Source organism: Microcoleus sp. LAD1_D3 (assembly GCF_036702135.1).
Taxonomy (GTDB): Bacteria; Cyanobacteriota; Cyanobacteriia; order Cyanobacteriales; family Microcoleaceae; genus Microcoleus.
Map to the genome: position 1 here is coordinate 1 of NZ_JAUBSB010000036.1, position 23,688 is coordinate 23,688.

The following is a 23,688-nucleotide window of genomic DNA, read 5'->3' on the forward strand; positions in this document are numbered from 1 at the left end:
TTAAGACTCAGATGTGCATATTTAAATAATGAGATTAAAATGGGTAGGTATGCTTAGTTAAAAAGCGGGATGCTCCCCCTCATCTTCAGTTCCCGGTGACAGCACTTCTACTACTACCAGAGGACTGACATTTTCTTGCCACATCACGTAGCTGAGGCGCAATTCGTCACCTCGATAAAATCTCGGAGCCCCCAAGACGACAAACCAATCAGGTCTTTTGTACCAATTGAAATGGTTAGAATCGTAGTAGAGATTTAGGTCTGTCGCTATAAATATTTGTTCTGGCGGATGATTGGCGGGGCGGCAGGTTAGACGCAGCAGTTCGGGTTGAAAGTCGTGGAATTCGTCAGGCAAACCGGGTTCCTCCGGGTCTTCACTGGGTAAATCATACATCGTAGGGAGGACTTTTGTTTGCGAAGGCGACGAATCCGGTTCGTACATCGTCATAAGATTACCCAGGCGAGACGGCTTAAGGAGATTGAGGCGGTACGGTAATTGTAATATTATAGCGCGATGTGATTTCTTGCGGCAGAAATTCGGTATCTTTTGCACCTGGGATTTTATCGAGATAGCAATTTTTTACTGCTAACAGAAAGCCTTAGATGGCCGCTGGTGAATTTTGGGACTCTGCCACCTTCAAAAAAAATTCCCATTTACTCTAATCTTGACCGTTGATATCTAGCCAATATAGGGCAGCTAAATACTCCGCTAGCGGCTCTAAAGCAAAGTTAAGTGGGGCATGGATTACAGCTTTTGTGCGGATAATAATGAGTTTTTATTCTAGATAGTTGAGCCGTAATTCTGCCTTTTCTTCACCCAGAAAACTTATCGCATTTTGACAGTTGGTAACTGCGGGGCGATAGGTTGGTTTCAGGGATTTCCAGGCTAGGATTTTAGCATCTTTGTGGACGGTTGAATCGCTGAATTTATTCCCTGGTACACTTCTGTCGTCGGCTATTTCGGTTTTAAAGTTTCGTAGATTTTTCGCCACCACCGCCTGGGAGTGGCAGAGGTTCCGAAGAGGAAAAATAAGTAAATTCCCCAGATGTAGGGATTTGTGGGAATTGATTGGATGAATGGGCGATTGCTTTGTGCGGCTTTGAGAGCATTGATGTATATGCGGAGATTTGCGATCGTGGATTGTGAGAAATTAGCTTCAGGTTCTGCTACAATTTTTAAGGCCGATTCTAAGTTTGATACAGCTATATCTAACTCCAGTGAAGTTAGCCAATGTGCTTTTTTTTGAAGGCTAAGACCGATTTTCTCGAAAGCTTTAGCTACAGCGTCGCGCACGCCTGAATCGGAGTCTTTAAGCAGGGGAACTAGCTGCGACAGTGCAGTTTTAGCTTCTGCACCGATATCCCCCAAAGCGAAGGCTGCATCGCTACGCACGCCTGAATCGGAGTCTTCAAGCAAGGGAATTAGCTGTGGCACAACAGTTTCAGTTTCTGCACCGATACTCCCCAAAGCCAAGGCTGCATCCCTACGCACATCTGCATCGGAGTCTTCAAGCAAGACAATTAGCTGCGGCAGTGCAGTTTAAGCTTCTGCACGGATTTTATTCAAAGCAGAGGCTGCACTACTACGCACATTTGGATGGGAGTCTTTCAGCAAGACAATTAGCTGCGGCAGTGCAGTTTAAGCTTTTGCACGGATTTTATTCAAAGCAGAGGCTGCACTACTACGCACATTTACATGGGAGTCTTTAAGCAGGGAAATTAGCTGTGGCTGTGCAGTTTTAGCTTCTGCACCGAAACTTCCCAAAGCAGAGGCTGCACTACTACGCACAGTTACATCTGAGTCTTGAAGCAGGGAAATTAGCTGTGGCAGTGCAGTTTTAACTTCTGCACGCATCCTTGCCAAAGCATAGTCAGCACGGCTACGCACCTTTGCATCGGAGTCTTTCAGCAAGAGAATTAGCTGCGGCACAACAGTTTTAGCTTCTGCACCCATACTTCCCAAAGCATTGGCTGCACGGCTACGCACAGTTGCATCGGAGTCTTTCAGCAAGAGAATTAGATGCGGCACAGCAGTTTTAGCTTCTGCACCCATCCTTCCCAAAGCATAGTCTGCACGGCTACGCACCTCTGCATCGGAGTCTTTCAGCAAGAGAATTAGCTGCGGCAGTGTAGTTTTAGCTTCTGCACCAACCGACACATCTGAGTCTTTCAAGGTTTTGACAAAGGCAGGAATAGCAGGAAAACCAATTTGTCTTAGAACCTCAGCAGCACCCTGGCGGACTGACAAATTCTGAGCCTGCAAAGCTTCCATCAAATCAGGGATGGCTGGTTCACCTATTTTTCGTAACTGCTTAATAGCTGCATCAAGTTCCGTTTCATTGTTACTCTTTAACTTCTCGGTGAGGGAGGGAATCTCTTTGGGATTAGCTGTGGGTTCGTCCGCAATTCCAGCCACAGCATTGCGAGTCAACAGCAAAGGCGATGTGAAAGATAGAAACGAGAGGGAAATTACGGCAACTAATCTTTGTCGGTAGTGCTTCGTCATGGGCCAGAATCCTTGTGTTTGATGAGCCATCTCAGCCATTTGAATAATTGTGTATACATTCTCATCAAACTGTTTCAGGACTCCGGGCGATCTAAATTTGTGCTTGTCTGTGGTGAAATCGATCGCCCTAAATACTGCTTTTCTAGGGGGACTTTAAGAAGATTCTGGGTCTTCCCTTAACAGACAATTCTTTACGTGGAACTCTTGCTGGGGTTTTCAATCTAGGAATCGGCATTTCCTTCTGCTGGTGAATAGCAAAGAAACGGCGCTCAATTTCTTTAAGAACTGCTGCATCATAATAAATCAGGCCACACTCAAGACAAATCTCTACAGGCGTGTTAGGAACTAGCAAGTATTTACCTTTATGACTGTAAAGGTAATCGATTCTACGTTCCTCATAGCGGTTGCTACCGCAGGTATTGCATCGGATTTCTCGCATGGGTCTATCCTCTAGTTCTAGGGTTAATAAAATTGGGGGGACTGGGAATATATACAGTTATAATTGCTACTCTTTCACCGCGCCAACCACAGACTATATGAATAGGACTTTCATCGGCATAACCTAATATTAGACAACTTTCACCTCGACCAGTGTTAGGATATTGCTCAAGGATCTCTCCGTTGAGTAAAGCTTTCTCAACCTGAGTAAAGGTTAACCCATCAGCCTGACGCTCGATATCTCCATGAGCTGTGTAAACATACAGATTTTGGCGAACTCTTGCTTGAATTTCCTCTACTTTCATTTATACTTAAGTCTAAGGCATAATTAGATAATCACTATTTTATCATTTCTTTATGATTTCCGAACCCCTTACCCTCTCAAGCAGCAATCCTGTTTTAGCAGCCAAAGGATTAACTCGCCGCTTTGGTGGTTTAATTGCTGTAAACAACGTATCTTTTACAGTTGAAAAACACGAAATTTTTGGATTGATTGGCCCTAACGGCGCGGGCAAGACAACTCTATTTAATCTCATGACTGGACTGATACCTGCATCGAGTGGCACTCTAATTTATCAAAACGAAAATATTTCTAAACTGCGACCTTATCAAATTGCTAATAAAGGTATAGCCAGAACATTTCAAAATATTCGGTTGTTTGGAGAACTTTCGGCTTTGGAAAATGTGGCGATCGCCCGACACATCCACAGTCGATCGGGCAATCCCGTGTTATCGGTGCTGGCGGGGATTTTCGGCTTGCCAGCATCTAACGCAATGGAACGCAAAACCCAGCGAAAAGCCTTAGAATTGTTGGATTTAGTCGGATTGGGCGATCGCGCGGGCGAACAAGCCAAAAACTTGCCCTACGGCGACCAGAGGCGCTTAGAAATTGCCCGCGCTTTAGCCTTAGAACCGCAAATACTCTTGTTAGATGAACCTGCGGCGGGCATGAATCCCAATGAAAAGCACAAATTAAGCGAATTTATCCGCGAAGTGCGCCAACAATTCAATTTAACTGTAATATTGATCGAGCATCATGTACCGCTAGTTATGGGATTGTGCGATCGAATTGCCGTCTTGCATTTCGGTCAGCTTATTGCTTTGGGAGAACCTGCTGTTGTGAGGAATAACCCAGCGGTGATTGAGGCTTATTTGGGAGATGAAACGTAGAAATTGTAAATGTTTCCCTGCTCTGGCGGGGAACGAGTAAAATTAATAGTTAGCCTTAAATGAATCTTCCAGTCCTCTTAAGAGGACTTCAGCTATGCTCCAGGGGTTTCAACCCCTGGCGGACTGCTGGAAAAGAGACAATTTTGTCATCAAAAATCAAGTCACAGAAAATGCAACAGAGTCCACCAAAAACCACCCAAAATATCCTCTTAGAACTCAAAAATGTTTCTGTAAATTATGGCGGAATTCAAGCCATACAAAATATTAATCTCACGATTAATGCGGGGGAGGTTGTCAGTCTCATCGGTGCCAACGGTGCGGGCAAAAGTACCACCTTGAGAGCTATTTCTAAAATAGTTAATTTGCGACAAGGACAAATTATTTATAGCGGGCGCGATATTAGCCGCCGCCAAGCTCACGAAGTTGTGAAATTGGGAATCGCCCACAGTCCAGAAGGGCGGCGGGTTTTGGCGCAGCAAACGGTGTTGACTAACTTAGAATTGGGGGCCTATATTCGATCGGACTCAGCGGGCGTAAAAGCCGATTTAGAACACCAATTTGAAATATTTCCGCGCCTAGCAGAAAGGCGCCGCCAGCTAGCAGGAACCCTCAGCGGCGGGGAACAGCAAATGCTGGCGATCGCCCGTGCTCTGATGAGCCGCCCGAAGCTGCTATTATTAGACGAGCCTAGTTTAGGTTTAGCACCTGCGATCGTCAAAGAAATTTTTGCAATTATTCAAAATCTGCGCTCCACAGGCGTTACAATCCTCTTAGTCGAGCAAAACGCCAGTTTAGCACTGCAAATTGCCGATCGGGGTTACGTACTAGAAGCTGGTAATATTACCCTCACAGGTATTGGAGCGGATTTGCTAAACGACGAGCGAGTCAGGAGCGCATATTTAGGTTGACTTGGTTAATTTTAGGAATCTTGACCGCTTTCTTTGAAGCCGTCAAAGACGTTTTTGGCAAACAAAACCTCAAAAAAAGTGACGAATATGTCGTCGCTTGGTCTTTCTCATTTTTTTCAGTCATCTGTTTGATTCCCTGGGTAATTTATACAGGAATTCCGGCATTAAACTCTCAATTTTGGCTCGCCCTACTAATCGGAGGTAGCATCAACGCTGTCACAGCCCTCCTCTACATCAAAGCCATCAAACTATCAGATTTATCCCTGACACTACCGCTGGTAGCTTTGACACCATTATTCATGTTGGTAACTTCACCGTTAATTGTTGGTGAATATCCCAAATTTTTTGATTATATTGGTATTTTACTAATCGTAGCAGGCTCTTATTTATTAAATATCAAAGAGAAATCTAAAGGATATTTAGCCCCATTCAAAGCACTGCTGGATGAACCCGGGCCAAAATTGATGTTAATCGTCGCATTACTATGGAGTATTGCCGCAAATTTTGACAAAATAGGAGTTACAAATTCCTACCCTATTTTTTGGATATTCTCTTTGTTTGGTACAATGAGTGTTTTGCTACTGCCAGTTTTATTGCACAAAACCCCAAATCCAGGGCGACAAATTCTCAAAGAATTACCAATGCTAGCTGCTATGGGGTTTATCAATGCTATTGGACTGATTTTTCAAATGCAAGCTTTGACATTAACTTTGGTAGTGCAAGTGATCGCGATTAAGCGTACTAGCGTGTTAATGGGTGTATTGTTCGGTCATTTCATTTTTAAGGAAAAAGATATTCAACAAAGATTATTAGGGGCCGGAATCATGATTTTGGGAGTTTTATTTATCAGTTTATAGGTTGAGATTTCCGGGACTTTGACGCTCATTCTCCCCCCGAATGTAGGGGCGGTGCCCCCGTGCCCGCCCTCTCGGTTGGGCGGGAATGTCCGGGTGGGAAACACGCCCTAGCCTCTATTGATGTATAAGTCATGTTATACTCAAGGCGATCGCACTTTCTCTCACTATTTATTAAAATAAAAAAAATTAATGCACAAAATAGCCGCCACACCCGGAGGTTGGAACCCTCAAGCAGAAGGAGTAATTTTTATTCAGCAAACCCCAGCACCAATAGTATTTATTAGTGCTGCTGACACCGACATTCAAACTCTCGCAGCCGCCGCATCCAAAATGCCGGCAAAATTTCCAAAAGTGCGCGCAGTAAACCTGCTTCAGTTGCAGCAACAACTAACAATTGATACTTATGCCGAGGAAGTTTTAGAACGCGCAGAGGTGATAATCTTAAGGCTGTTAGGAGGGCGTTCTTATTGGTCTTACGGGTTAGAGATTCTGCGGGAAACTGTGCAGAAAACTAACGCAGCACTGATTGTAATGCCGGGAGAAGACAGTCCCGACCCCGATTTAATCAGCCATTCCAATGTATCGCTATCAGCAGTCAATAAACTGTGGCGTTACTTCACAGAAGGTGGAGTCCAAAACTTTGTTAACGCACTCAAGTTTGCCGCCGATACTTGCCTGAAAACTGCTTACAAGCCGCCGCTACCTCAAACAGTTTCCCGCGTCGGAATTTACGATTGGAAAAAGCAAACTGAATCGTCTCTAACTTGCGTACACGGGGACATTACTTCTACATCTAAAGTCGGAATTTTATTTTATCGTGCTCATTACTTATCAGGAAACTTAGCACCAGTTGATGCACTTTGTCAAGCTCTAGCAGAGCGAAACTTAGTACCCGTTCCCGTCTTTGTGTCTTCTCTGCGGGAACCTGATTTGCAAATAGAATTGCTGGAATATTTCCCGCCCAAAGAATCAGAACAAATTCAATTATTGCTCAACACCACAAGTTTTGCAGTCTCCGGTTTCAGCAGTCAAGAACCGGAACAAAACAGCTTAAAATCCTTAGACGTTCCCGTATTGCAAGCAATCTTCAGCGGTGGGGGTTTGGAACAGTGGGAAACCGAACTTCAGGGACTTTCGCCCCGCGATGTGGCGATGAATGTAGCATTGCCAGAAGTAGACGGAAAAATCATTACTAGGGCGGTTTCTTTTAAAGCCGTACAGACTTGGAACAGCGAATTAGAAACAGATGTAGTAGGCTATGTAGCAGCGGGCGATCGCATTCAATTTGTAGCAGATTTAACCGCGAATTGGGTGAAGATGAAACAAACCCCAGCCGCCAACAGACGCATCGCCATAATTCTGGCAAATTACCCCACTCGCAACGCCCGCTTAGCCAACGGCGTCGGCTTAGATACACCCGCTAGCTGTGTCGAAATCCTCAAAGCTATGCAGCAAGCCGGCTATCAAATTGAAAACATCCCCGCTAGCGGCAACGAGTTAATTGAACTGTTAACTTCTGGCGTAACCAATGACCCGGAAGGACGCGAATTGCGGCCTGTTAATCAATCTTTGGATTTGGCACAATATGAAGAATATTTTGCTAGTTTGCCACCGGAAGTACAGGAGGGGATTTGTAAAAGATGGGGGCTTCCGGGAAGCTATGCACAAGATTTTATAAGTAACAATACGTCTTTTCCGATTCCGGGAATTCAGTTTGGGAATGTATTTGTGGGAATTCAACCATCGCGGGGATATGAAATTGACCCTAGTTTGAACTATCATGCCCCCGACTTAGAACCAACTCACAATTATCTAGCTTACTATTATTGGCTACGAGAAAAGTGGGGAATTGATGCTATAATTCATGCCGGAAAACACGGCAATTTAGAATGGCTTCCCGGTAAAAGTATAGCCTTGTCTAACAAATGTTATCCAGAAGTAGCATTAGGCGCGATGCCGAATTTTTATCCCTTCATTGTCAACGATCCGGGGGAAGGTTCCCAAGCAAAAAGACGATCGCAAGCTGTGATTATCGACCACCTGACACCGCCGATGACTCGCGCCGAACTCTACGGGCCTTTGCAGCAGTTGGAAACCTTAATTGATGAGTATTGCGAAGCCCAAAGTTTAGATCCGTCCAGATTGCCGATGATTCGCGATCGCATTCTCGCCCTCACCAACAAAGAAAACTTAGATAAAGACTTAGGAATACAACTAAATAAATCGGAATTTACAGAATTTATCACCCGCACAGACGGCTATCTTTGCGAACTCAAAGAATCCCAAATCCGCGACGGATTGCACATTTTCGGTCAGTGTCCCGAAGGTAGACAGTTGAGAGATTTGATAATTGCGATCGCCCGCCATCCCAGCAACGGGCGATCGGGCCTAACCCGCGCCCTAGCAGAAGACTCAGGCTACGATTTCGACCCCTTAACCTGCGATCCAACGTCGATAATTCAGCACCGCACAGCAGGCGATTTAACAGCAGAACTCGAAGAAAAAGCCGCTGAATTAGTAGATAACTTAATCGAAAACATCCGCGTTGATCCGCGTTCATCTGCGGTCACAAATTCTCAAATAGGAGAAGCAACTAAACAAGAATTAGACTGGATAAATAACTATCTTTTACCATCACTCCTCCAGACAAACCAAGAAATTACCAACCTTTTGCGCGGACTAGATGGGCGGCACATACCAAGCGGCGCATCCGGCGCGCCCACTCGCGGCCGACCAGATGTATTGCCCACCGGTCGCAATTTTTACTCAGTAGATATCCGTGCCATTCCCACAGAAACCGCCTGGAGAGTTGGCAGAGTTGCTGCTGAAACTTTAATCGAAAGATACACCCAAGAAAACGGCGAATATCCGAAAACTTTGGGTTTGTCAGTGTGGGGAACATCCACCATGCGGACGGGGGGAGACGACATAGCCGAAGCCTTGGCGTTGATAGGAGTTCAACCAGTTTGGGATGGCCCTTCGCGCCGGGTTGTAGATTTTGAAATCTTGCCAGTTTCTGTTTTGGGGCGGCCGCGCGTTGATGTTACTTTGCGAATTTCTGGCTTTTTCCGCGATGCTTTTTTTAATTTAATTGATTTGTTTGACAGTGCGGTAAAAGCTGTGGCAGATTTAGACGAATCGGCAGAAAACAACCCTTTAGCGGCACAAGTTAAGGAAGAGATTTTGTATTGGGAATCTACAGGTTTGAGTCAGGAAGAGGCGCAAGGGCGATCGCAATTTCGAGTCTTTGGCTCAAAACCAGGTGCTTACGGCGCAGGACTTCAAGGCATAATTGAAGCTCAAAACTGGACAGACGACAGCGATTTAGCAAAAGCTTACATTAATTGGAGCAGTTACGCCTATACCTCCTCTAGTTCCTCAAATTTGCCGGGAGATGTAGCAGGAGTTAAACAGAGTGAATGGGGATGTTCTGCACCCGAAGCATTTGAAAAACGCCTCGGTCAAATGCAAATAGTTTTGCAAAACCAAGACAACCGCGAACACGACATCCTCGACTCCGACGATTATTATCAATTTCAAGGCGGAATGACGGCTGCAATCCGCAATTTGCAAGGCAAAAACCCTGAAACCTATTTCGGAGATAATTCAATTCCTGAGAATCCGAAAGTGCGGCAACTGCGAGAAGAAATTGCGCGGGTTTATCGCAGCAGGGCTGTGAATCCCAAATGGATAGAAGGTGCAATGCGACACGGTTATAAAGGCGCGTTTGAAATTGCAGCAACTGTAGATTTTTTGTTTGCTTACGATGCTACGGCAAATTGTGTAGAGGATTTTATGTATGAAGGAATCGCAGAGGCTTACATTTTTGATGAGAAAGTGCAGGCATTTATTCAAGAAAACAATCCTTGGGCACTGCGAGATATGGCGGAAAGATTGCTAGAAGCTCGTCAGCGGGGGTTGTGGGAGAGTGCGAACCAGGATACATTGGATAAATTGAGGTCGATCGCCCTGCAAGCCGAAGCAGTCATCGAATCCCATACTGGTTTCTAGTCTAAACGGAGAAATGATAGAATTTAGTTAATATGCGAGGAATCCATGTTGCGCGATCTCACCATCCAAAATTATCGCTGTTTTAAAGATTTTCATATCGACGAGCTAGCTAGGGTTAATCTGATAGTTGGTCAGAACAATAGCGGTAAAACTACTTTTTTGGAAGCCATTTATTTATTAGTCCAACAACAGAGTATTCAAGCTTTGTTTGATGTACTAAATGGCCGTGGTGAAATGAGCAACATAAAAACTCAACTTGCATCGGGCCAAGCAGTAAACCGGAGCAAGTATCAATTTGAACATATTTTTTACGGACATCAACTAACCCCAGATCGAAGTATTTATATTCAATCCCAGAAAGAAGAACAACTCTCACTCAAAATCCAAGCAACTCCTACAAACCAACAAGTGGTAATTCCGGTAGCTGAAGAACTAGAAACAAGCTTTTTAGCATGGGAATTAATTGCTTACTACAATCAAAATTCCCAAGTCAAAATTTCACTGCTGCGCGATGCGACTATTGCTAATATTAGTAGTTTACTTTCTGTTCAGTCAACAGAGATAAATGATAACTCTTTGTCGCTTGTTGGAGCCAACCAAGATAATTATAATTTAATCAAAACTACGGCAATAACTTTTAAAAAAATGGCTGGGCTTTGGGATGCTATAACACTGACACCAAAAGAAGAAAGCGTAGTAGCAGCACTGCAAATCTTAGAACCAGATGTAGAACGTATTAGTTTTACCAGTAATCCCACTAATAACAGTGGTATTTTGATTAAAATTAGAGGACACAATCACCCAATTCCTCTAGGCAGTATGGGAGAGGGTATGCAACGAATTCTTAGTATAGCAATGGTAGCCGTCTCATCAGAGAATGGGTTTTTGTTGGTTGATGAAATTGATACAGGTCTTTACTATCAAACCCAAACTGATATGTGGCGATTGATATTTGAAACAGCACAGCGATTGAACGTTCAAGTCTTTGCAACTACCCACAGTTGGGACTGCATAGCCGCATTTCAAGAAGCCTTAGAACAGTCAGAAGATAGTTCAGTTGGCAAATTATTTCGCTTGAGCCGGCGCGGCGAGGATATTCGTGCAGTTGAATACACTCCCGATGAATTGTCCGTTGCAGTGCGCCAAAGTATCGAGGTGCGCTGATGCCAAAAGCACGAAAACCTCCTCAATCAAAACCTCAACAGTTATTGGTAGAAGGTAAGAATGACCGACACGTAATCTGGGCTTTGTGCCAGCAATATCAACTGCCAGAAACATTTTCCGTCGAAGTACCGCAAGAAGAAGGTACAGAAGGAGTTGAAGCGCTGCTAAATGGCTTGCCAGAAAGATTGAAAGCAGAGAATTTACGCACCTTGGGAATTGTGGTTGATGCCGATCGCAATTTAAGTGGGCGGTGGCAATCTCTTAAAGATAAACTGAGTTCGATCGGCTATCGAGACATCCCGCAATCTCCCCCTCCCGAAGGCTGGGTTTGCACACCTTCAGATCCATACTTGCCTCGCGTCGGAGTTTGGTTGATGCCAAACAATCAACTTCCTGGAATGTTAGAAGATTTTGTCGCCTATCTCATCCCCCCTGGCGACACCCTGCATCCGAAAGCCGAAGCAATTTTACAAGAGCTCGAACAAGCCGGACTTAACCGCTACACTTTAATTCATCATCCCAAAGCACTAATCCACACTTGGCTGGCATGGCAGAAAACGCCTGCAATGCCGATGGGACAAGCAATAACAGCGCAGGTGCTTAGCTGCGATTGCCCGATCGCCTTAATTTTTATTGAATGGTTAAAACATCTGTTTGAGCTAATTGCTCGATCCGCCGAATAATTAGTAATATCTAGTAATGTTTCGCGATCGCTGAAAGCTTTATGATTCGCCGCTACATTGCTAGCATCAGCACCAGCATCCTCAAACGTACCTGCGCCGCAACCGCCTTGCTAGCCGTAACTTTGGGATGTTCGTCAACGAAGGCGCCCAACACCGCAGCGCCATCGGGTTCGATCGAATCTGCCGTCCTAGCCCAGCCCCCAACGTCTCTGTTAGCTCAAAACCCCAACAAATCCAAAAAATCCCTCAGCGTTGCTTCATGCCCCCAAAACGATGGCTTCACGGAGTCGGTTAACTTTGCTACCCAAGCTTCTAATTTGGCTCAATCAGCCAATTCAAAACAAGACTGGGACGAAGTAGCCGCCCTGTGGGTGCAGGCCGTCGCTTGGATGCAAGCGGTTCCCCCCGGCAGTCCCAGACGGGCGTTTGCTGAGAAAAAAGTAATCGAGTACATGAGAAACCTGGTTTATTCCCAGCAGCAAGCGAGCGCAACCAGATCGCAAGCCAGTACAGTCAGCTTCAGCAGCGATTTGCTAAACGAACAACTCGAACTTTACCTATCCTACGTTGCTGCCGTCGGGCCACCAGATGTTTTGATTGTCGGCAGTTCCCGCGCATTGCAGGGCGTCGATCCCAAACAGCTAAAACAATCTTTGACCCAAAGGGGTCGTCCGGGCTTAAAAATATTTAACTTTTCAGTCAACGGCGCCACTGCACAAGTAGTTGACTTTCAACTACGGCGGCTTTTGAAGCCCGGTCATTTGCCTCAAATGATTATCTGGGCAGACGGTGTGCGGGGATTTAACAGCGGCCGGGACGATCGCACTTTTAATTCGATCGTCGATTCTGAAGGCAGCCAACTTTTAGCCCTAGGCCTTCGCCCCGAACTGCCGTCGGATGAACCGAATGTGATTCCGCTGTGTTACAGATTCCCGCAGCCCTGCGCTAACAAAACTTTCCGCAGAGCATTTACCTCTGTCGATCGACCTTTAAGGGGCGGGCAAGATGCCCAACCCCTACTCCCCACAATTGAATTCATCTCTAGTGGAACGGGCATCTTGCCCGTTGCTGAGAATGCTGCCAGATATGAGTTAAAACCAATCGCAGCGGATGCAGCAAATCAAAAAGCACAATTGATTCCAGTCTCGCGACGGACAACAGTAGCAATGAGGCAAGTCAACCAATTGGCAGATTCGATCGACTCAAACGGATTCATGGCTATGTCGGGCAAGTACAACCCCAACACTTATTATCGAGAACGCGCCTACGTTTCAGGCCAGTACGATCGGGACTACGAAAACTTCAACCTCGGAGGCAAACAAGCAACAGCCTTTAATTCAGTTGTAGCATTTACCAAAGCTCGCAAAATTCCCCTAATTTTCGTCAATTTGCCCCTCACCAACGACTACTTAGACGGGACTCGCCTGCGGGCAGAACAGCAGTTTCGGCAGCGAATGCAGCAACTCTCGCGGCAAAAAGGCTTCGCTTTCCGCGACTTGTCGCAGCGGTGGCCGGGCCGCAATGACTATTTTGTTGACCCCAGCCACCTCAACCGCTTTGGGGCGAGCGCAGTTTCTAGCCTACTCGCGGCCGATTCCAGCATTATCTGGCCACGGCCCAAATCCAGCCGCAGCGAGGGATAATACCATTTTCGATTTTCGATTTTCGATTAAAGAATTGGGAATGACAGATAGACATCTCCCAAAAAGCCTGTCAAGAACAGGCAAGATGCCTGTTCCACAATAATTATTGGAGATGTCTGATGAGATAAGGGTTGGGAGTTTTCCAACAATTGCATTACTTTTTGGAACTGGTATAAACCAGAGGGATAGTCTCCGAGGGGAGATTTCCTGTGGCATCGGCATAATATTTTTCCGAGTACAGTGCGATCGTCCCGCTCGTGGCGATTCAGTCTAAAATCTAATAGACATCTCCTAAAAAGCAGGTTTTGAACAGGCAGGATGCCTGCTTTACAAGAATTATGGGAGATGTCTAATAATCTAAAATCCAAAATCTAAAATCTAAAATCGATAGGTTGTGCAACTAAAACAAGTAATTATCGCCCACAAAGCCAGAGATACCCTCAGCCAGCGGTGGGCAGAACAGTGTGCCCGCCAATTAGAAAGTCGAGGGTGTCACGTTTTAATGGGGCCGAGTGGGCCGAAAGATAACCCGTATCCAGTGTTTTTAGCTTCTAGTAACAGCCCAATTGATTTAGCGGTAGTGCTCGGCGGCGACGGTACGGCCCTAGCTGCTGCGCGGAATTTGGCGGCTGACGGCATCCCGATTTTGGCAGCGAATGTGGGCGGACATCTGGGTTTTTTAAGCGAGTCTTTTGAGGATTTCCAAAATACTGAGGAGATTTGGGACAGACTTTCGGAAGACAAGTATGCCGTACAGAAGCGGATGATGTTGCAGGCGGCGATTTTTGAGGGAAACAGAACTAATCTTGAACCGGAAAGCGATCGATTTTTGGCACTAAATGAAATGTGTGTCAAACCTGCTTCAGCCGATCGAATGCCGAGCTGTATTCTAGAAATGGAAGTTGACGGCGAAGTAGTCGATCAATATCAAGGCGATGGTTTAATTGTGGCAACTCCCACAGGTTCGACTTGCTACACCGCATCTGCCAACGGGCCGATTATTCATCCCGGCATGGACGCGATCGCAGTTACTCCGATTTGCCCTTTGAGTTTATCCAGTCGGGCGATCGTCCTCCCGCCCGGTTCAGTCGTCAGCATTTGGCCTTTAGCAGATTACGAACTCAGTACCAAACTCTGGACAGACGGCATTTTGGGTACTGCAATTTGGCCAGGACAGCGCGTAGACGTGCGGAGGGCAGACTGCGAAGCCAAGTTTATCATTTTGCGGGAAAACTATTCTTATTACAACACTTTGAGGGAAAAACTTCACTGGGCAGGAGCCAGAATTCGCTACAGCAACAATCACCGCAATTAATCCGAATCATCCACCATGAAACGGCATTAACCCGTGGAGCAGGTAAGCGTGAAAAAACCTGTTAAATCACCAACAATCTAGATACAAAAACCGCCATCAGCCAACCCATAATCTCTGTACTTTGTTAAGATCTCTCAATCATCTTGACAAACAGCCTGATCCATGCAGATTTCCAAAAAATCAACCCGACCTTTCAACCCTCAAGATACATATCCCTGTCCCGTGTGCCGCACCGGCCAAATTTCCACCCTAGCGCTGATGGACGCCCTAGCTTGCAACTTCTGCCAGCACATTTATACCGCAAGCGTTGAAAGACAATCGCTCCAAATGGCAGATCGCCAACCGCCCGTAACTTGGCACTGGAACGGCAAACAGTGGATAGGAGCCCACCTCGAAGGCGTAGAATTCGGATGGCCATACTTTGCCGCGGCTATTGGTCTAATTTTCCTTCCCACTACCTTGCTGGGACTTTCAGCTTACTATTTTCCCCCGGTTCCCGGCAGCCGCTTGTCGTGGCTGCCCGCAGCTTGGACAGGTTTAGCTTTTTTGTCCCATTTAGGCATTGTGCTGTGGTTGGTAGGTGAATTTTATCAATTCCCGGTGGCAACTTACTTCAGAGCTTGGGGGCGCAGGATTGGCCGACGCTAGCTTGATGCTCTCAAAAACCCGATCGCCCCAGGACGGCGCACCGACATCGATCCAGGTAAAATTAGAGGCGATCGCAAAACTCTCGCCCAAATCCGCACTTAAGCAGCTATAATCGTTAGCTATTCTAAATAGTCAAAAGCAAACGCATTGCGATTTGTGAGGAGAGCGATGAACATACTTGGAATCTCGGCGTACTATCACGACAGCGCCGCAGCCTTAATTCGCGACGGAGAAATTATAGCAGCAGCGCAGGAAGAAAGATTTTCCCGCAAAAAGCATGACGCCAGATTCCCTAAGAATGCGATCGCTTATTGCCTGAAAGAAGCGCAAATAGATTTGCGGGAAGTCGATAGAATAGTCTTTTACGACAAACCTTTAGTCAAATTCGAGCGCCTTCTCGAAACCTATTTAGCCTACGCACCCCAAGGTTTTCGCTCTTTCCTAACTGCCATGCCGATATGGCTCAAAGAAAAGCTTTACCTCAAAACCATGCTCAAAAGAGATCTGGCAGCAATAGCAAACTGCAAAACGAATAAACTGCCATCTCTGCTATTTACCGAACACCACCAATCGCACGCAGCATCGGCATTTTTTCCCAGCCCCTTTGAAAAAGCCGCCGTTTTGTGCCTAGACGGCGTGGGCGAGTGGGCCACAACCTCAGTTTGGTTGGGAGACGGGAACCAACTGACACCTCAGTGGGAAATCGATTTTCCCCACTCCTTGGGTTTGCTTTATTCAGCTTTCACCTATTACACCGGCTTCAAAGTCAACTCTGGTGAATACAAACTCATGGGTTTAGCACCTTATGGCGAACCCAAGTATGTAGACAAGATTCTCAACTATTTAATCGACCTCAAAGATGACGGAACTTTTCGTTTGAACATGGATTATTTCAACTATACAGTTGGCTTAACCATGACAAACAAGAAGTTTGACGAACTTTTTGAAGGGCCACCCCGTCAAGCTGAAGGAAAATTGACACAGCGGGAAATGGACATTGCAGCTTCCATTCAAGTTGTTACCGAAGAAGTTGTTTTGCGACTTTGCAGAACAGTTAAAAAAGAATTGGATGTCGATTATCTTTGTATGGCCGGCGGCGTTGCTCTCAACTGTGTTGCTAACGGTAGACTCTTGCGGGAAGGTATTTTCAAAGATATTTGGATTCAGCCGGCGGCGGGAGATGCTGGCGGTGCTTTGGGCGCGGCTTTGGCGATTTGGTACCAATATTGCGAACAAACTCGCACTGTGAGCGCGAACTCGATACCAAATAGTATAGAATCCCTCAAAACTGAACTTGTCACTGCAAATGCAGCGGTTGAGGAGAGGACTGAAGTTCTCACTGCAAACCCAGCGGTGGCAACTGTGGCGAAGTCTGTTGCTCATTTAACTTGTCACGATCAAATGCGTGGCTCTTATTTGGGCCCGAGGTTTACTGACGCAGAAATTCTCGAATATTTGGATGCAGTCAAAGCCAGCTATCACCGATTGGACGATGCCGAATTAATGCCGCAGTTGGCTGAGATTTTGGAACAGGGAAATGTGGTGGGATGGTTCCAGGGGCGGATGGAATTTGGGCCGCGGGCTCTGGGCGGTCGATCGATCATTGGCGATCCCCGCAGTGCTAAAATGCAGTCCGTGATGAACCTGAAAATTAAATATCGGGAATCATTTCGACCTTTTGCGCCGTCAATCTTAGCAGAGCGAGTTGCGGATTATTTCGAGATTGACCATTCCAGCCCTTATATGCTATTGGTAGCACCTGTCAAATCCAGTCTCCGCATTCCGATGACTCCCGAACAAGAGCAGTTGTTTGGCATTGAAAAGCTCAACATTCCGCGTTCCGAAATTCCGTCTGTTACCCACGTCGATTACTCGGCTCGCATCCAAACTGTTCACAAAGAAACCAATCCTCGGTACTATGACTTAATCAGCCATTTTGAAGAGCGATCGGGCTGTTCTATTGTGGTAAATACTTCTTTCAACGTCCGAGGCGAACCCATTGTTTGCACTCCAGAAGATGCTTACCGCTGTTTCATGCGAACCGAAATGGACTATCTGGTTTTGGAAAATTACTTGCTTCCCAAGTCCGAACAAATTCCTTGGAAACAAGATGATGCTTGGAAAAATGAATTTGAACTAGATTAGTCATTAGTTATTAGTTATTAGTTATTAGTGGAACGAATAACTAATTCCCAATTCCCAATTCCCAATTCCCAATTCCCAATTCCCAATTTCTAATGAGCGACGAAATTAAAAAACTCGACAAAAAAGGCTTGCGCGATTTCGGGCTGCTAATTGGCGGCTTGATTGCAGTGCTGTTCGGTTTAGCAGTACCTTTACTGCGGCGGCATTCTCTACCTTGGTGGCCCTGGGCAATCGGCGCAGTCCTAATCGTGCTAGGATTGGTTGCGCCGAAATCGCTGAATCCCGTTTATCACGCGTGGATGCGGTTTGGACTTATTCTTAATAAGATCGAAACGCCGATCGTCTTAGGGATAGTTTTTTACCTTATAATTTGGCCGATGGGAGTGCTCAAAAAGATTTTCGGCGAAGATGCAATGCGACGAAAATTGAATCCGAAAATGGATACTTACCGCGTCCAAAGTAAAGAAAGAACCAAAGTTAGTATGGAGCGTCCTTTTTAAGTGTTTGAAGCAACTTTAGATTTTATCAAAGATTTGTGGGCGTTTATGAAAGAACGCCAAAAGTATTGGCTGTTGCCGTTAATTGTGACTTTAGTCTTTTTGGGAGCTTTGATTGTATTGAGTCAGGGTTCTGTGATTGCTCCATTTATTTACACGCTGTTTTGAAATAATGAGCAAGTTGAAAAATTTGGGTGTCAATTTGGGTTTGACACTCGGCGGTTTATTGATGGGGGTGGTAATTGGTGAAATTGGATTGCGAGTTGCTAAAGTTGAGGGCTATCCAAAAATAGGAGATTTCGTAGACTCGGCGCCAACTCGTTTTCACACTTCCGATCCAAATTTGGGCTGGAAACTGAAACCGGGTGCGTCGGGGGAGTGGAATGGGGAAGGTGCAAGTTTTGTGCAGGTGAATAGCGAGGGTTTGCGCGATCGTGAACATACAAAAGCCAAACCTCCAAATACTTTGCGGGTTGCGGTTTTGGGTGATTCTTTCACCGAAGCAATTCACGTACCTGTCGAACAAACTTTCTGGTCGAAATTGGAACGAAAGTTAGGCAACTGCGAAGCTGTTAAGGGACGCAAAAATGTTGAGGTCATGAATTTCGGGGTGCAGGGCTACGGTACTGCTCAACAATTGATAATGCTGCGAAAAAAAGTGTGGGATTACAGTCCTGATATTGTAATTCTTGCTTTTTTTATTGGTAATGATATAATTAACAATTCGCCGCAATTGGAATACGATCGCTACCGACCATTTTTTGCTTATGATGCTAGCGGCAAGTTAGTACCGGATATGTCTTTTCGCAATCTGGCGCCCATTGACCGCAACGAAAGAGCAGTTTCCTTTGTAGACCGAATGCCCAGTCTGATCGTCAACAATTCGCGCATTCTGCAGGTCATTAAAAAGGTAGACTTAGAGCGGAAAAAGCGGGAGTTATCGGGACACTTTACCACTTTAAGTACCCTGAACCTCAAGGAACCTCAGGATGCAGCTTGGCAAGAAGCTTGGAGGGTGACAGAGGGTTTGATTGTGACGATGCGGAATGAAGTTGTGCACAAAAATGCTGATTTCTTGGTTGTGACGATCGGCGATCCGATGCAAGTTCGACCGGAAGCCCAGAGGCGAAAAAATTTTATGAGAAAGAACAACATTCAGGATTTATTTTATCCCGATAGGCGGCTGGAAAATTTGGGCGCGCGCGAGGGTTTTCGGGTACTGAATTTATCGGAACAGATCCAAGGTTACACTGAAAAATATCAAGTCTGCGCCCACGGTTTTGAGAATTCTGTACCCTGTGGGGGTCACTGGAATGAACTCGGGCATCGGCTGGCTAGTATCCTGATTAACCGAAATTTGTGCGAAAATTTGAAGCAGTCTCAAGTCCCCAAAAAACAACCGTAATCAGTCAAATTTCATGAAAGATTCAACGGCTTTGAAAAAAGGCAAAAACATATTAATTATAATCGCGGTTAATTTGGCGACCGCCTTTATTTGTCTGGAAGCTTTGTCGCTAGCTTTTTATTTTATCAACCAAAAGCAGTTTTTTTATACCCGAACTAAAGCCAAAGAAAAAGTAGTAGAAGATATTGAAAGGATCGGCATTAGGCTTGATGAATCTATCGTAGAAAGACTGCACCCACTTTTTGGCTATGTACTCAAACAAGGTGCCTTCACCAATGAAAAATTAAAGTTAAAAGTCAACAAACACGGCTTTTTTTCCCTATACGAATATCCCTTTATTAAAACTAATAAAAATCAACTTATTATCGGACTTTTTGGCGGTTCAGTTGCGAATAACTTTGCAGTTGATGAATACGTAAATCGCAGATTGTCTAACAAATTGAAGAGTTATCCAGAATTTGTCAACAAAGAAATTATTGTTTTAAATTTTGGCAACGGCGGCTACAAACAACCCCAACAATTATTAATTTTAAATTACTTTCTGGCTTTGGGTCAAGAGTTAGATGTAGTCATCAATATTGACGGTTTTAACGAAGTAGCACTGTCAAATTTAAATAACAAAGCCCAAGTAGAAATAGGAATGCCCAGCGTTCAGCACATACAGCCTCTGACTGGTTTAGCCAACAACAACTTGTCACCGGAAGCGATGAGCTCGATCGTGAAAATTAACGAAAACAAAAAACAATTGAAAGCAGGTATTGACAAATTGCAAATTTGTCAACTTGCTTTGTGTCACGCTGTTACCTCGCTACAGGTGAAACAATTAGTCAACAATTACCAGCAAGCAGTTGTCAAGTACGATTCGCAAGTCAAACCATCAAACCCAGACACGGCAAATAGCGGTATAGTATACATTCCCAAAGCTGACTCTGTTTTGCAGGATACCGTTGCTTTTGACAAAATGGCATCGATGTGGTACGAATCGTCGATCGGCATGAATCAAATTTTATCAAGTAGAAAGATAAAATATTTTCACTTTATCCAGCCCAACCAGTATTATCCCACCAAGCGAGCCTTTACCGCCAAGGAAAACGAAATCGCGATCGACCCGAAGAGTCCTTACATTGAAGGGGTGAAAAAAGGTTATCCGGTATTGTTGTCCAAAGTCGATGATTTGCAAAAAGCTGGGGTTAATATTTTTAGCGCAGTGAATATTTTAGACAATACAAAAGAAACTGTTTACAAAGATGCCTGTTGCCACTATAATTCAGTGGGAGAGGAAGTATTAGCTAACTATGTTTCTAGTTCCATTATTAAAGTAGTAAGAGAGTCGAAATAGAGGTTTATGAAAAATTTTAAATCCCTCAAAAAAGGACAAGAATTTCTCAAGATAACTTTGATTAATTTAGTGCTTTTACTGGTTTTCCTCGAACTCGGTTCCTTGGGATGGTATTTTGTCAAGCATAAGCAATTTTTCTATACTAGAGAAAAGGTGCAAAATAAGTCGGATTTAGGAATTAACTTAGAAGGAGTGCGGCTGAATCAGTCTATTGTTGAAAGGTTTCATCCTTTTTTGGGCTTTATTCAACAACCAGGCCCCGATTTTCGCCCTGGTTTTAAAGTTAACAATTACGGATTTATCTCTCCTTACGATTACCCTTTGAAAAAAACCAAGAAAAATCAATTTGTTGTCGGAGTTTTTGGCGGTTCTGTGGCTTCTAATTATGCAGTATTTGAAGTTCAAAACAAAATTTTACCTCAATACCTCAAGCAGGTTCCCGGTTTGAAAGATAAAGAATTTGTAATTTTGTCTTTTGCTACGGGAGGCTACAAACAACCCCAGCAATTATTAATTTTAAACTATTTTTTGGCTTTAGGGCAAGAACTGGATCTAGTCGTCAATATAGATGGTTTTAATGAAGTAGCACTTTCTAACTTAAACAATAAAAATCAAGTCGATTTGGCGATGCCAAGTATTCAGCATATTTTGCCGCTGACTAGCTTGGCGAATAATAGCCTTTCTACAAAAGCGATGAAAGCAACTATCAGAATTAAAGAAAATAAAGCTAGGATTAATCAGGGTTTGTCAAGTTTGCAAAACTGTTCTTTCGCTGCGTGCGATGCTTTGACTTCGGTTTACGTTCAAAATCTAGTTAATAACTATAAAACCGATGTCATTAAGTTTGAAAAAGAACGGAATAAACAAAAAAAAGATGACACTGGCAGCGTTATTTACATCAATACTAATAAGTCGGTTTTACAGGATTCATTAGCTTTTGAACAAATGGCCCAGAATTGGGTGAAAAGTTCAATTTTTATGCACAAAGTTCTGTCTGCTAGTAATGTACCTTATTTTCATGTTCTTCAGCCTAATCAATATTATCAGACGAAAAGGGTGTTTGGTGAAGCCGAAAAGCAGATTGCTTTTAACAAGGAGACTCCTTATGCTAAATCTGTGCAAATTGGATATCCGGCTCTTTTCAAAAAGTTTCCGAATTTGGAAAAAAATAATATCACTCTAGTGAATGCTGTCAATGTTTTTGACAAGACTAAAGAGGCTGTTTATGTAGATAGCTGCTGCCACTACAATCAAGCTGGAGAGGTGGTTTTCAGCAATTATGTAGGTCGTTCTATTCTGGAATCTTTGCGGAAAGATGAGGCTAGAAGCAAAAAGAAGTAGGTCTGAAATATCCGCTGAATGGTGGATGTAGGGTGCGCCTAGCGCACCTTACCGCTGAGTTTAAATTTTAGGTTTTTGGTTGGGTTCTATGTCGATCGCCCGCTGAGTCGATCGGCATTACCAAGATTTTATCAACTCGGTTGCCGTCCATATCGACTACTTCCACGCGCAAACCGTTCCACTCAAAATGCTCGGCTGCTGTGGGAATTTTGCCCAAATTAGTAATCACAAAGCCGCCCATTGTGTGGTAACTTCCTTTGTGTTCTGCTGACTCTTCGATTCCAAACAGCTCAAAAAAATCTTCGACTGCTAGCATTCCGTCTAACAGCCAAGAACCGTCTTCGCGCTGCACGGCTTCCGGCTCGTCAGCATCTTCTATTGAGGGAAAGTCGCCAACGAGTTCGACTAAAATGTCGTTGACTGTAACCAATCCTTGAATTACGCCGTATTCATCTACTACCAAGGCAATTTGATTGCTAGATTGTTTGAAAAGTTCTAATACTTTTAAACCCCGCGTGCTTTCCGGTACAAATAACGGTCGTCGTAAAGAAGCGCTTAAGTCCAGGGGTTGACCAGTTAAAGTCCGAGACAGCATATCAGTAACGTGTACTAAACCGACAACGTTGTCGAGCCCTCCCTGACACACCGGAAACCGAGAATGACCACTGCCGAGCATTTTTTGGCGGTTTTCTTCCACTGAATCATCTAGATCGAGCCAGGTAAGATCGGGACGCGGGGTCATTAAGGCGCTGACTCGCCGATCGCCCAAACGAAACACTCTTTCTACCATGTCTTGTTCGGCTTCTTCAAAGGTTCCGGCTTCGGTGCCTTGCTCGATTAAAACTTTAATTTCCTCTTCTGTAACTTGCGGTTCTGTCGAGGGGGCTATCCTCATCAGCCGCATCACTAAGTCAGTGGAATGACTTAACAGATAAACCGCAGGAGCGCCAATTTTTGAGAGCATTCGCATGGGAATTGCTACGCTAGAAGCGATCGGCTCCGGGTTGTTGAGCGCTAGCCGCTTCGGCACGAGTTCGCCGATAATTAAGGTCAGATAAGTGATGGTTAAAACTGCTACTACTGAGGCGATCGTCTGAGAATAGGGCGCGAGGGCAGGAATCAGGCGCAACACAGGCTCTACTCTTCTAGAAATCGTCGTTTCTCCGAAAGCGCCCGACAGAATGGCCAGCATCGTAATCCCGATTTGAACTGTCGGCAAGAACTGATTGGGAGCATTAGCCAGATCCAAGGCTACGCGGGCATTGGCTGAACCTTGGTTGGCCATCTGTTGCAGTCTCACCTTCCGTACAGAGATGATGGCCATCTCTGACATCACAAACAAGCCATTGAGGAAAATTAGCAGGAGAACAATCAGAATATCGGTACTTGGGGACATTTCTAAAATTTTCGGTAGTAACGGCGAAGCGCTCTGCCCGGTTAGTCGATTTTAGATTTTAGATTTTAGATTTTAGATTGACTCCGCAGCCAGTATCTGGGGGATTTCCCTAATGTCTAAAATTCTTCGATCTTCACAACTTGAGTCGGGGGCTGGTATCCGTCTTTGGGTGCAGTCACAGGAGAGGTCTGGAAGCTGCGAATCTCGATCGCAAAATCGAAAT

General features: G+C 44.9%; 23 protein-coding genes. 15 read left to right on the forward strand and 8 right to left on the reverse strand.

The features are described 5' to 3' along the window. Positions 1–57: 57 nt before the first annotated feature. The 7 genes from QUA74_RS19360 to QUA74_RS19385 all read right to left on the reverse strand — a co-directional run bounded on the left by QUA74_RS19360 (position 58) and on the right by QUA74_RS19385 (position 3,248). Positions 58–447, reverse strand: a complete 390-nt coding sequence (locus QUA74_RS19360) for a Uma2 family endonuclease (RefSeq protein ID WP_445302158.1) — start codon at positions 445–447, stop codon at positions 58–60. Positions 448–469: 22 nt separating this feature from the next. Next, on the reverse strand, positions 470–592 hold the full coding sequence (locus QUA74_RS29910) for a hypothetical protein (RefSeq protein WP_445302159.1): 123 nt from the start codon (positions 590–592) through the stop codon (positions 470–472). Between the two features lie 362 nt (positions 593–954). Then, complete coding sequence (locus QUA74_RS19365; RefSeq protein ID WP_445302160.1) at positions 955–1,533, reverse strand: HEAT repeat domain-containing protein; 579 nt, start codon at positions 1,531–1,533, stop codon at positions 955–957. Positions 1,534–1,539: 6 nt separating this feature from the next. Beyond that, the gene (locus QUA74_RS19370; RefSeq protein ID WP_445302161.1) at positions 1,540–1,632 is read right to left on the reverse strand and encodes a HEAT repeat domain-containing protein; all 93 of its coding nucleotides are present in this window, start codon (positions 1,630–1,632) and stop codon (positions 1,540–1,542) included. A 6-nt stretch (positions 1,633–1,638) separates the two neighbouring features. Beyond that, positions 1,639–2,505, reverse strand: coding sequence for a HEAT repeat domain-containing protein (locus tag QUA74_RS19375; RefSeq protein ID WP_333332402.1), 867 nt, complete (start codon positions 2,503–2,505; stop codon positions 1,639–1,641). 142 nt (positions 2,506–2,647) lie between these two features. Beyond that, positions 2,648–2,944 (reverse strand): type II toxin-antitoxin system MqsA family antitoxin, encoded by a 297-nt coding sequence (locus QUA74_RS19380; protein WP_333332405.1) that lies wholly within the window; start codon positions 2,942–2,944, stop codon positions 2,648–2,650. A gap of 4 nt (positions 2,945–2,948) precedes the next feature. After that, positions 2,949–3,248, reverse strand: a complete 300-nt coding sequence (locus tag QUA74_RS19385) for a DUF4258 domain-containing protein (RefSeq protein ID WP_333332408.1) — start codon at positions 3,246–3,248, stop codon at positions 2,949–2,951. A gap of 52 nt (positions 3,249–3,300) precedes the next feature. Here QUA74_RS19385 and QUA74_RS19390 point away from each other — a divergent pair, with 52 nt between their 5' ends. From QUA74_RS19390 to QUA74_RS19460, 15 genes are all read left to right on the forward strand, one after another. Further along, positions 3,301–4,113 (forward strand): ABC transporter ATP-binding protein, encoded by an 813-nt coding sequence (locus tag QUA74_RS19390; RefSeq protein WP_333332410.1) that lies wholly within the window; start codon positions 3,301–3,303, stop codon positions 4,111–4,113. Positions 4,114–4,283: 170 nt separating this feature from the next. After that, the gene (locus tag QUA74_RS19395; RefSeq protein WP_333332412.1) at positions 4,284–5,021 is read left to right on the forward strand and encodes an ABC transporter ATP-binding protein; all 738 of its coding nucleotides are present in this window, start codon (positions 4,284–4,286) and stop codon (positions 5,019–5,021) included. Further along, positions 5,018–5,878 (forward strand): EamA family transporter, encoded by an 861-nt coding sequence (locus QUA74_RS19400; protein ID WP_333332415.1) that lies wholly within the window; start codon positions 5,018–5,020, stop codon positions 5,876–5,878. Before QUA74_RS19395 ends, QUA74_RS19400 begins: the two co-directional genes overlap by 4 nt. A gap of 189 nt (positions 5,879–6,067) precedes the next feature. Then, positions 6,068–9,889: a cobaltochelatase subunit CobN gene (gene cobN, locus QUA74_RS19405; protein ID WP_333332418.1), complete on the forward strand. Its 3,822-nt coding sequence runs from the start codon at positions 6,068–6,070 to the stop codon at positions 9,887–9,889. A gap of 45 nt (positions 9,890–9,934) precedes the next feature. After that, positions 9,935–11,053, forward strand: coding sequence for an ATP-binding protein (locus QUA74_RS19410; RefSeq protein WP_333332421.1), 1,119 nt, complete (start codon positions 9,935–9,937; stop codon positions 11,051–11,053). After that, positions 11,053–11,736: a DUF3226 domain-containing protein gene (locus QUA74_RS19415; RefSeq protein WP_333332424.1), complete on the forward strand. Its 684-nt coding sequence runs from the start codon at positions 11,053–11,055 to the stop codon at positions 11,734–11,736. The genes QUA74_RS19410 and QUA74_RS19415 overlap by 1 nt, the downstream gene beginning before the upstream one ends. Before the next feature lie 41 nt (positions 11,737–11,777). After that, positions 11,778–13,379 (forward strand): hypothetical protein, encoded by a 1,602-nt coding sequence (locus QUA74_RS19420; RefSeq protein WP_333332427.1) that lies wholly within the window; start codon positions 11,778–11,780, stop codon positions 13,377–13,379. A gap of 394 nt (positions 13,380–13,773) precedes the next feature. Next, positions 13,774–14,694 (forward strand): NAD(+) kinase, encoded by a 921-nt coding sequence (locus QUA74_RS19425; RefSeq protein ID WP_333332430.1) that lies wholly within the window; start codon positions 13,774–13,776, stop codon positions 14,692–14,694. Positions 14,695–14,856: 162 nt separating this feature from the next. Beyond that, positions 14,857–15,342 carry a hypothetical protein gene (locus QUA74_RS19430; RefSeq protein ID WP_333332433.1) on the forward strand — a complete coding sequence of 162 codons (486 nt, stop codon included), beginning with the start codon at positions 14,857–14,859 and terminating at the stop codon, positions 15,340–15,342. A 168-nt stretch (positions 15,343–15,510) separates the two neighbouring features. Continuing rightward, the gene (locus tag QUA74_RS19435) at positions 15,511–17,487 is read left to right on the forward strand and encodes a carbamoyltransferase (RefSeq protein ID WP_333332436.1); all 1,977 of its coding nucleotides are present in this window, start codon (positions 15,511–15,513) and stop codon (positions 17,485–17,487) included. 92 nt (positions 17,488–17,579) lie between these two features. Then, positions 17,580–17,987 carry an SxtJ family membrane protein gene (locus tag QUA74_RS19440; protein ID WP_333332438.1) on the forward strand — a complete coding sequence of 136 codons (408 nt, stop codon included), beginning with the start codon at positions 17,580–17,582 and terminating at the stop codon, positions 17,985–17,987. Continuing rightward, positions 17,988–18,152 (forward strand): DUF5989 family protein, encoded by a 165-nt coding sequence (locus QUA74_RS19445; protein ID WP_333127910.1) that lies wholly within the window; start codon positions 17,988–17,990, stop codon positions 18,150–18,152. A 4-nt stretch (positions 18,153–18,156) separates the two neighbouring features. Next, complete coding sequence (locus tag QUA74_RS19450) at positions 18,157–19,389, forward strand: SGNH/GDSL hydrolase family protein (protein WP_333332441.1); 1,233 nt, start codon at positions 18,157–18,159, stop codon at positions 19,387–19,389. A gap of 13 nt (positions 19,390–19,402) precedes the next feature. Then, positions 19,403–20,728, forward strand: coding sequence for a hypothetical protein (locus QUA74_RS19455; RefSeq protein ID WP_333332444.1), 1,326 nt, complete (start codon positions 19,403–19,405; stop codon positions 20,726–20,728). A gap of 6 nt (positions 20,729–20,734) precedes the next feature. Then, a complete protein-coding gene (locus QUA74_RS19460) occupies positions 20,735–22,069 on the forward strand; it encodes a hypothetical protein (RefSeq protein WP_333332447.1) in 1,335 nt (444 codons plus the stop codon). A 67-nt stretch (positions 22,070–22,136) separates the two neighbouring features. Here the strand turns inward: QUA74_RS19460 and QUA74_RS19465 are convergent, their stop codons facing one another. After that, a complete protein-coding gene (locus QUA74_RS19465) occupies positions 22,137–23,465 on the reverse strand; it encodes a hemolysin family protein (protein WP_333332450.1) in 1,329 nt (442 codons plus the stop codon). Positions 23,466–23,688: the final 223 nt, after the last annotated feature.

Excerpts from the sequence above, each read along its gene's own strand:
- QUA74_RS19360 (WP_445302158.1), bottom strand. The coding sequence starts at position 447 with ATGACGATGTACGAACCGGATTCGTCGCCTTCGCAAACAAAAGTCCTC.
- QUA74_RS19375 (WP_333332402.1), bottom strand. The coding sequence starts at position 2,505 with ATGACGAAGCACTACCGACAAAGATTAGTTGCCGTAATTTCCCTCTCG.
- QUA74_RS19380 (WP_333332405.1), bottom strand. The coding sequence starts at position 2,944 with ATGCGAGAAATCCGATGCAATACCTGCGGTAGCAACCGCTATGAGGAA.
- QUA74_RS19385 (WP_333332408.1), bottom strand. The coding sequence starts at position 3,248 with ATGAAAGTAGAGGAAATTCAAGCAAGAGTTCGCCAAAATCTGTATGTT.
- QUA74_RS19390 (WP_333332410.1), top strand. The coding sequence starts at position 3,301 with ATGATTTCCGAACCCCTTACCCTCTCAAGCAGCAATCCTGTTTTAGCA.
- QUA74_RS19395 (WP_333332412.1), top strand. The coding sequence starts at position 4,284 with ATGCAACAGAGTCCACCAAAAACCACCCAAAATATCCTCTTAGAACTC.
- cobN (WP_333332418.1), top strand. The coding sequence starts at position 6,068 with ATGCACAAAATAGCCGCCACACCCGGAGGTTGGAACCCTCAAGCAGAA.
- QUA74_RS19410 (WP_333332421.1), top strand. The coding sequence starts at position 9,935 with ATGTTGCGCGATCTCACCATCCAAAATTATCGCTGTTTTAAAGATTTT.
- QUA74_RS19415 (WP_333332424.1), top strand. The coding sequence starts at position 11,053 with ATGCCAAAAGCACGAAAACCTCCTCAATCAAAACCTCAACAGTTATTG.
- QUA74_RS19420 (WP_333332427.1), top strand. The coding sequence starts at position 11,778 with ATGATTCGCCGCTACATTGCTAGCATCAGCACCAGCATCCTCAAACGT.
- QUA74_RS19430 (WP_333332433.1), top strand. The coding sequence starts at position 14,857 with ATGCAGATTTCCAAAAAATCAACCCGACCTTTCAACCCTCAAGATACA.
- QUA74_RS19435 (WP_333332436.1), top strand. The coding sequence starts at position 15,511 with ATGAACATACTTGGAATCTCGGCGTACTATCACGACAGCGCCGCAGCC.
- QUA74_RS19440 (WP_333332438.1), top strand. The coding sequence starts at position 17,580 with ATGAGCGACGAAATTAAAAAACTCGACAAAAAAGGCTTGCGCGATTTC.
- QUA74_RS19450 (WP_333332441.1), top strand. The coding sequence starts at position 18,157 with ATGAGCAAGTTGAAAAATTTGGGTGTCAATTTGGGTTTGACACTCGGC.
- QUA74_RS19455 (WP_333332444.1), top strand. The coding sequence starts at position 19,403 with ATGAAAGATTCAACGGCTTTGAAAAAAGGCAAAAACATATTAATTATA.
- QUA74_RS19460 (WP_333332447.1), top strand. The coding sequence starts at position 20,735 with ATGAAAAATTTTAAATCCCTCAAAAAAGGACAAGAATTTCTCAAGATA.
- QUA74_RS19465 (WP_333332450.1), bottom strand. The coding sequence starts at position 23,465 with ATGTCCCCAAGTACCGATATTCTGATTGTTCTCCTGCTAATTTTCCTC.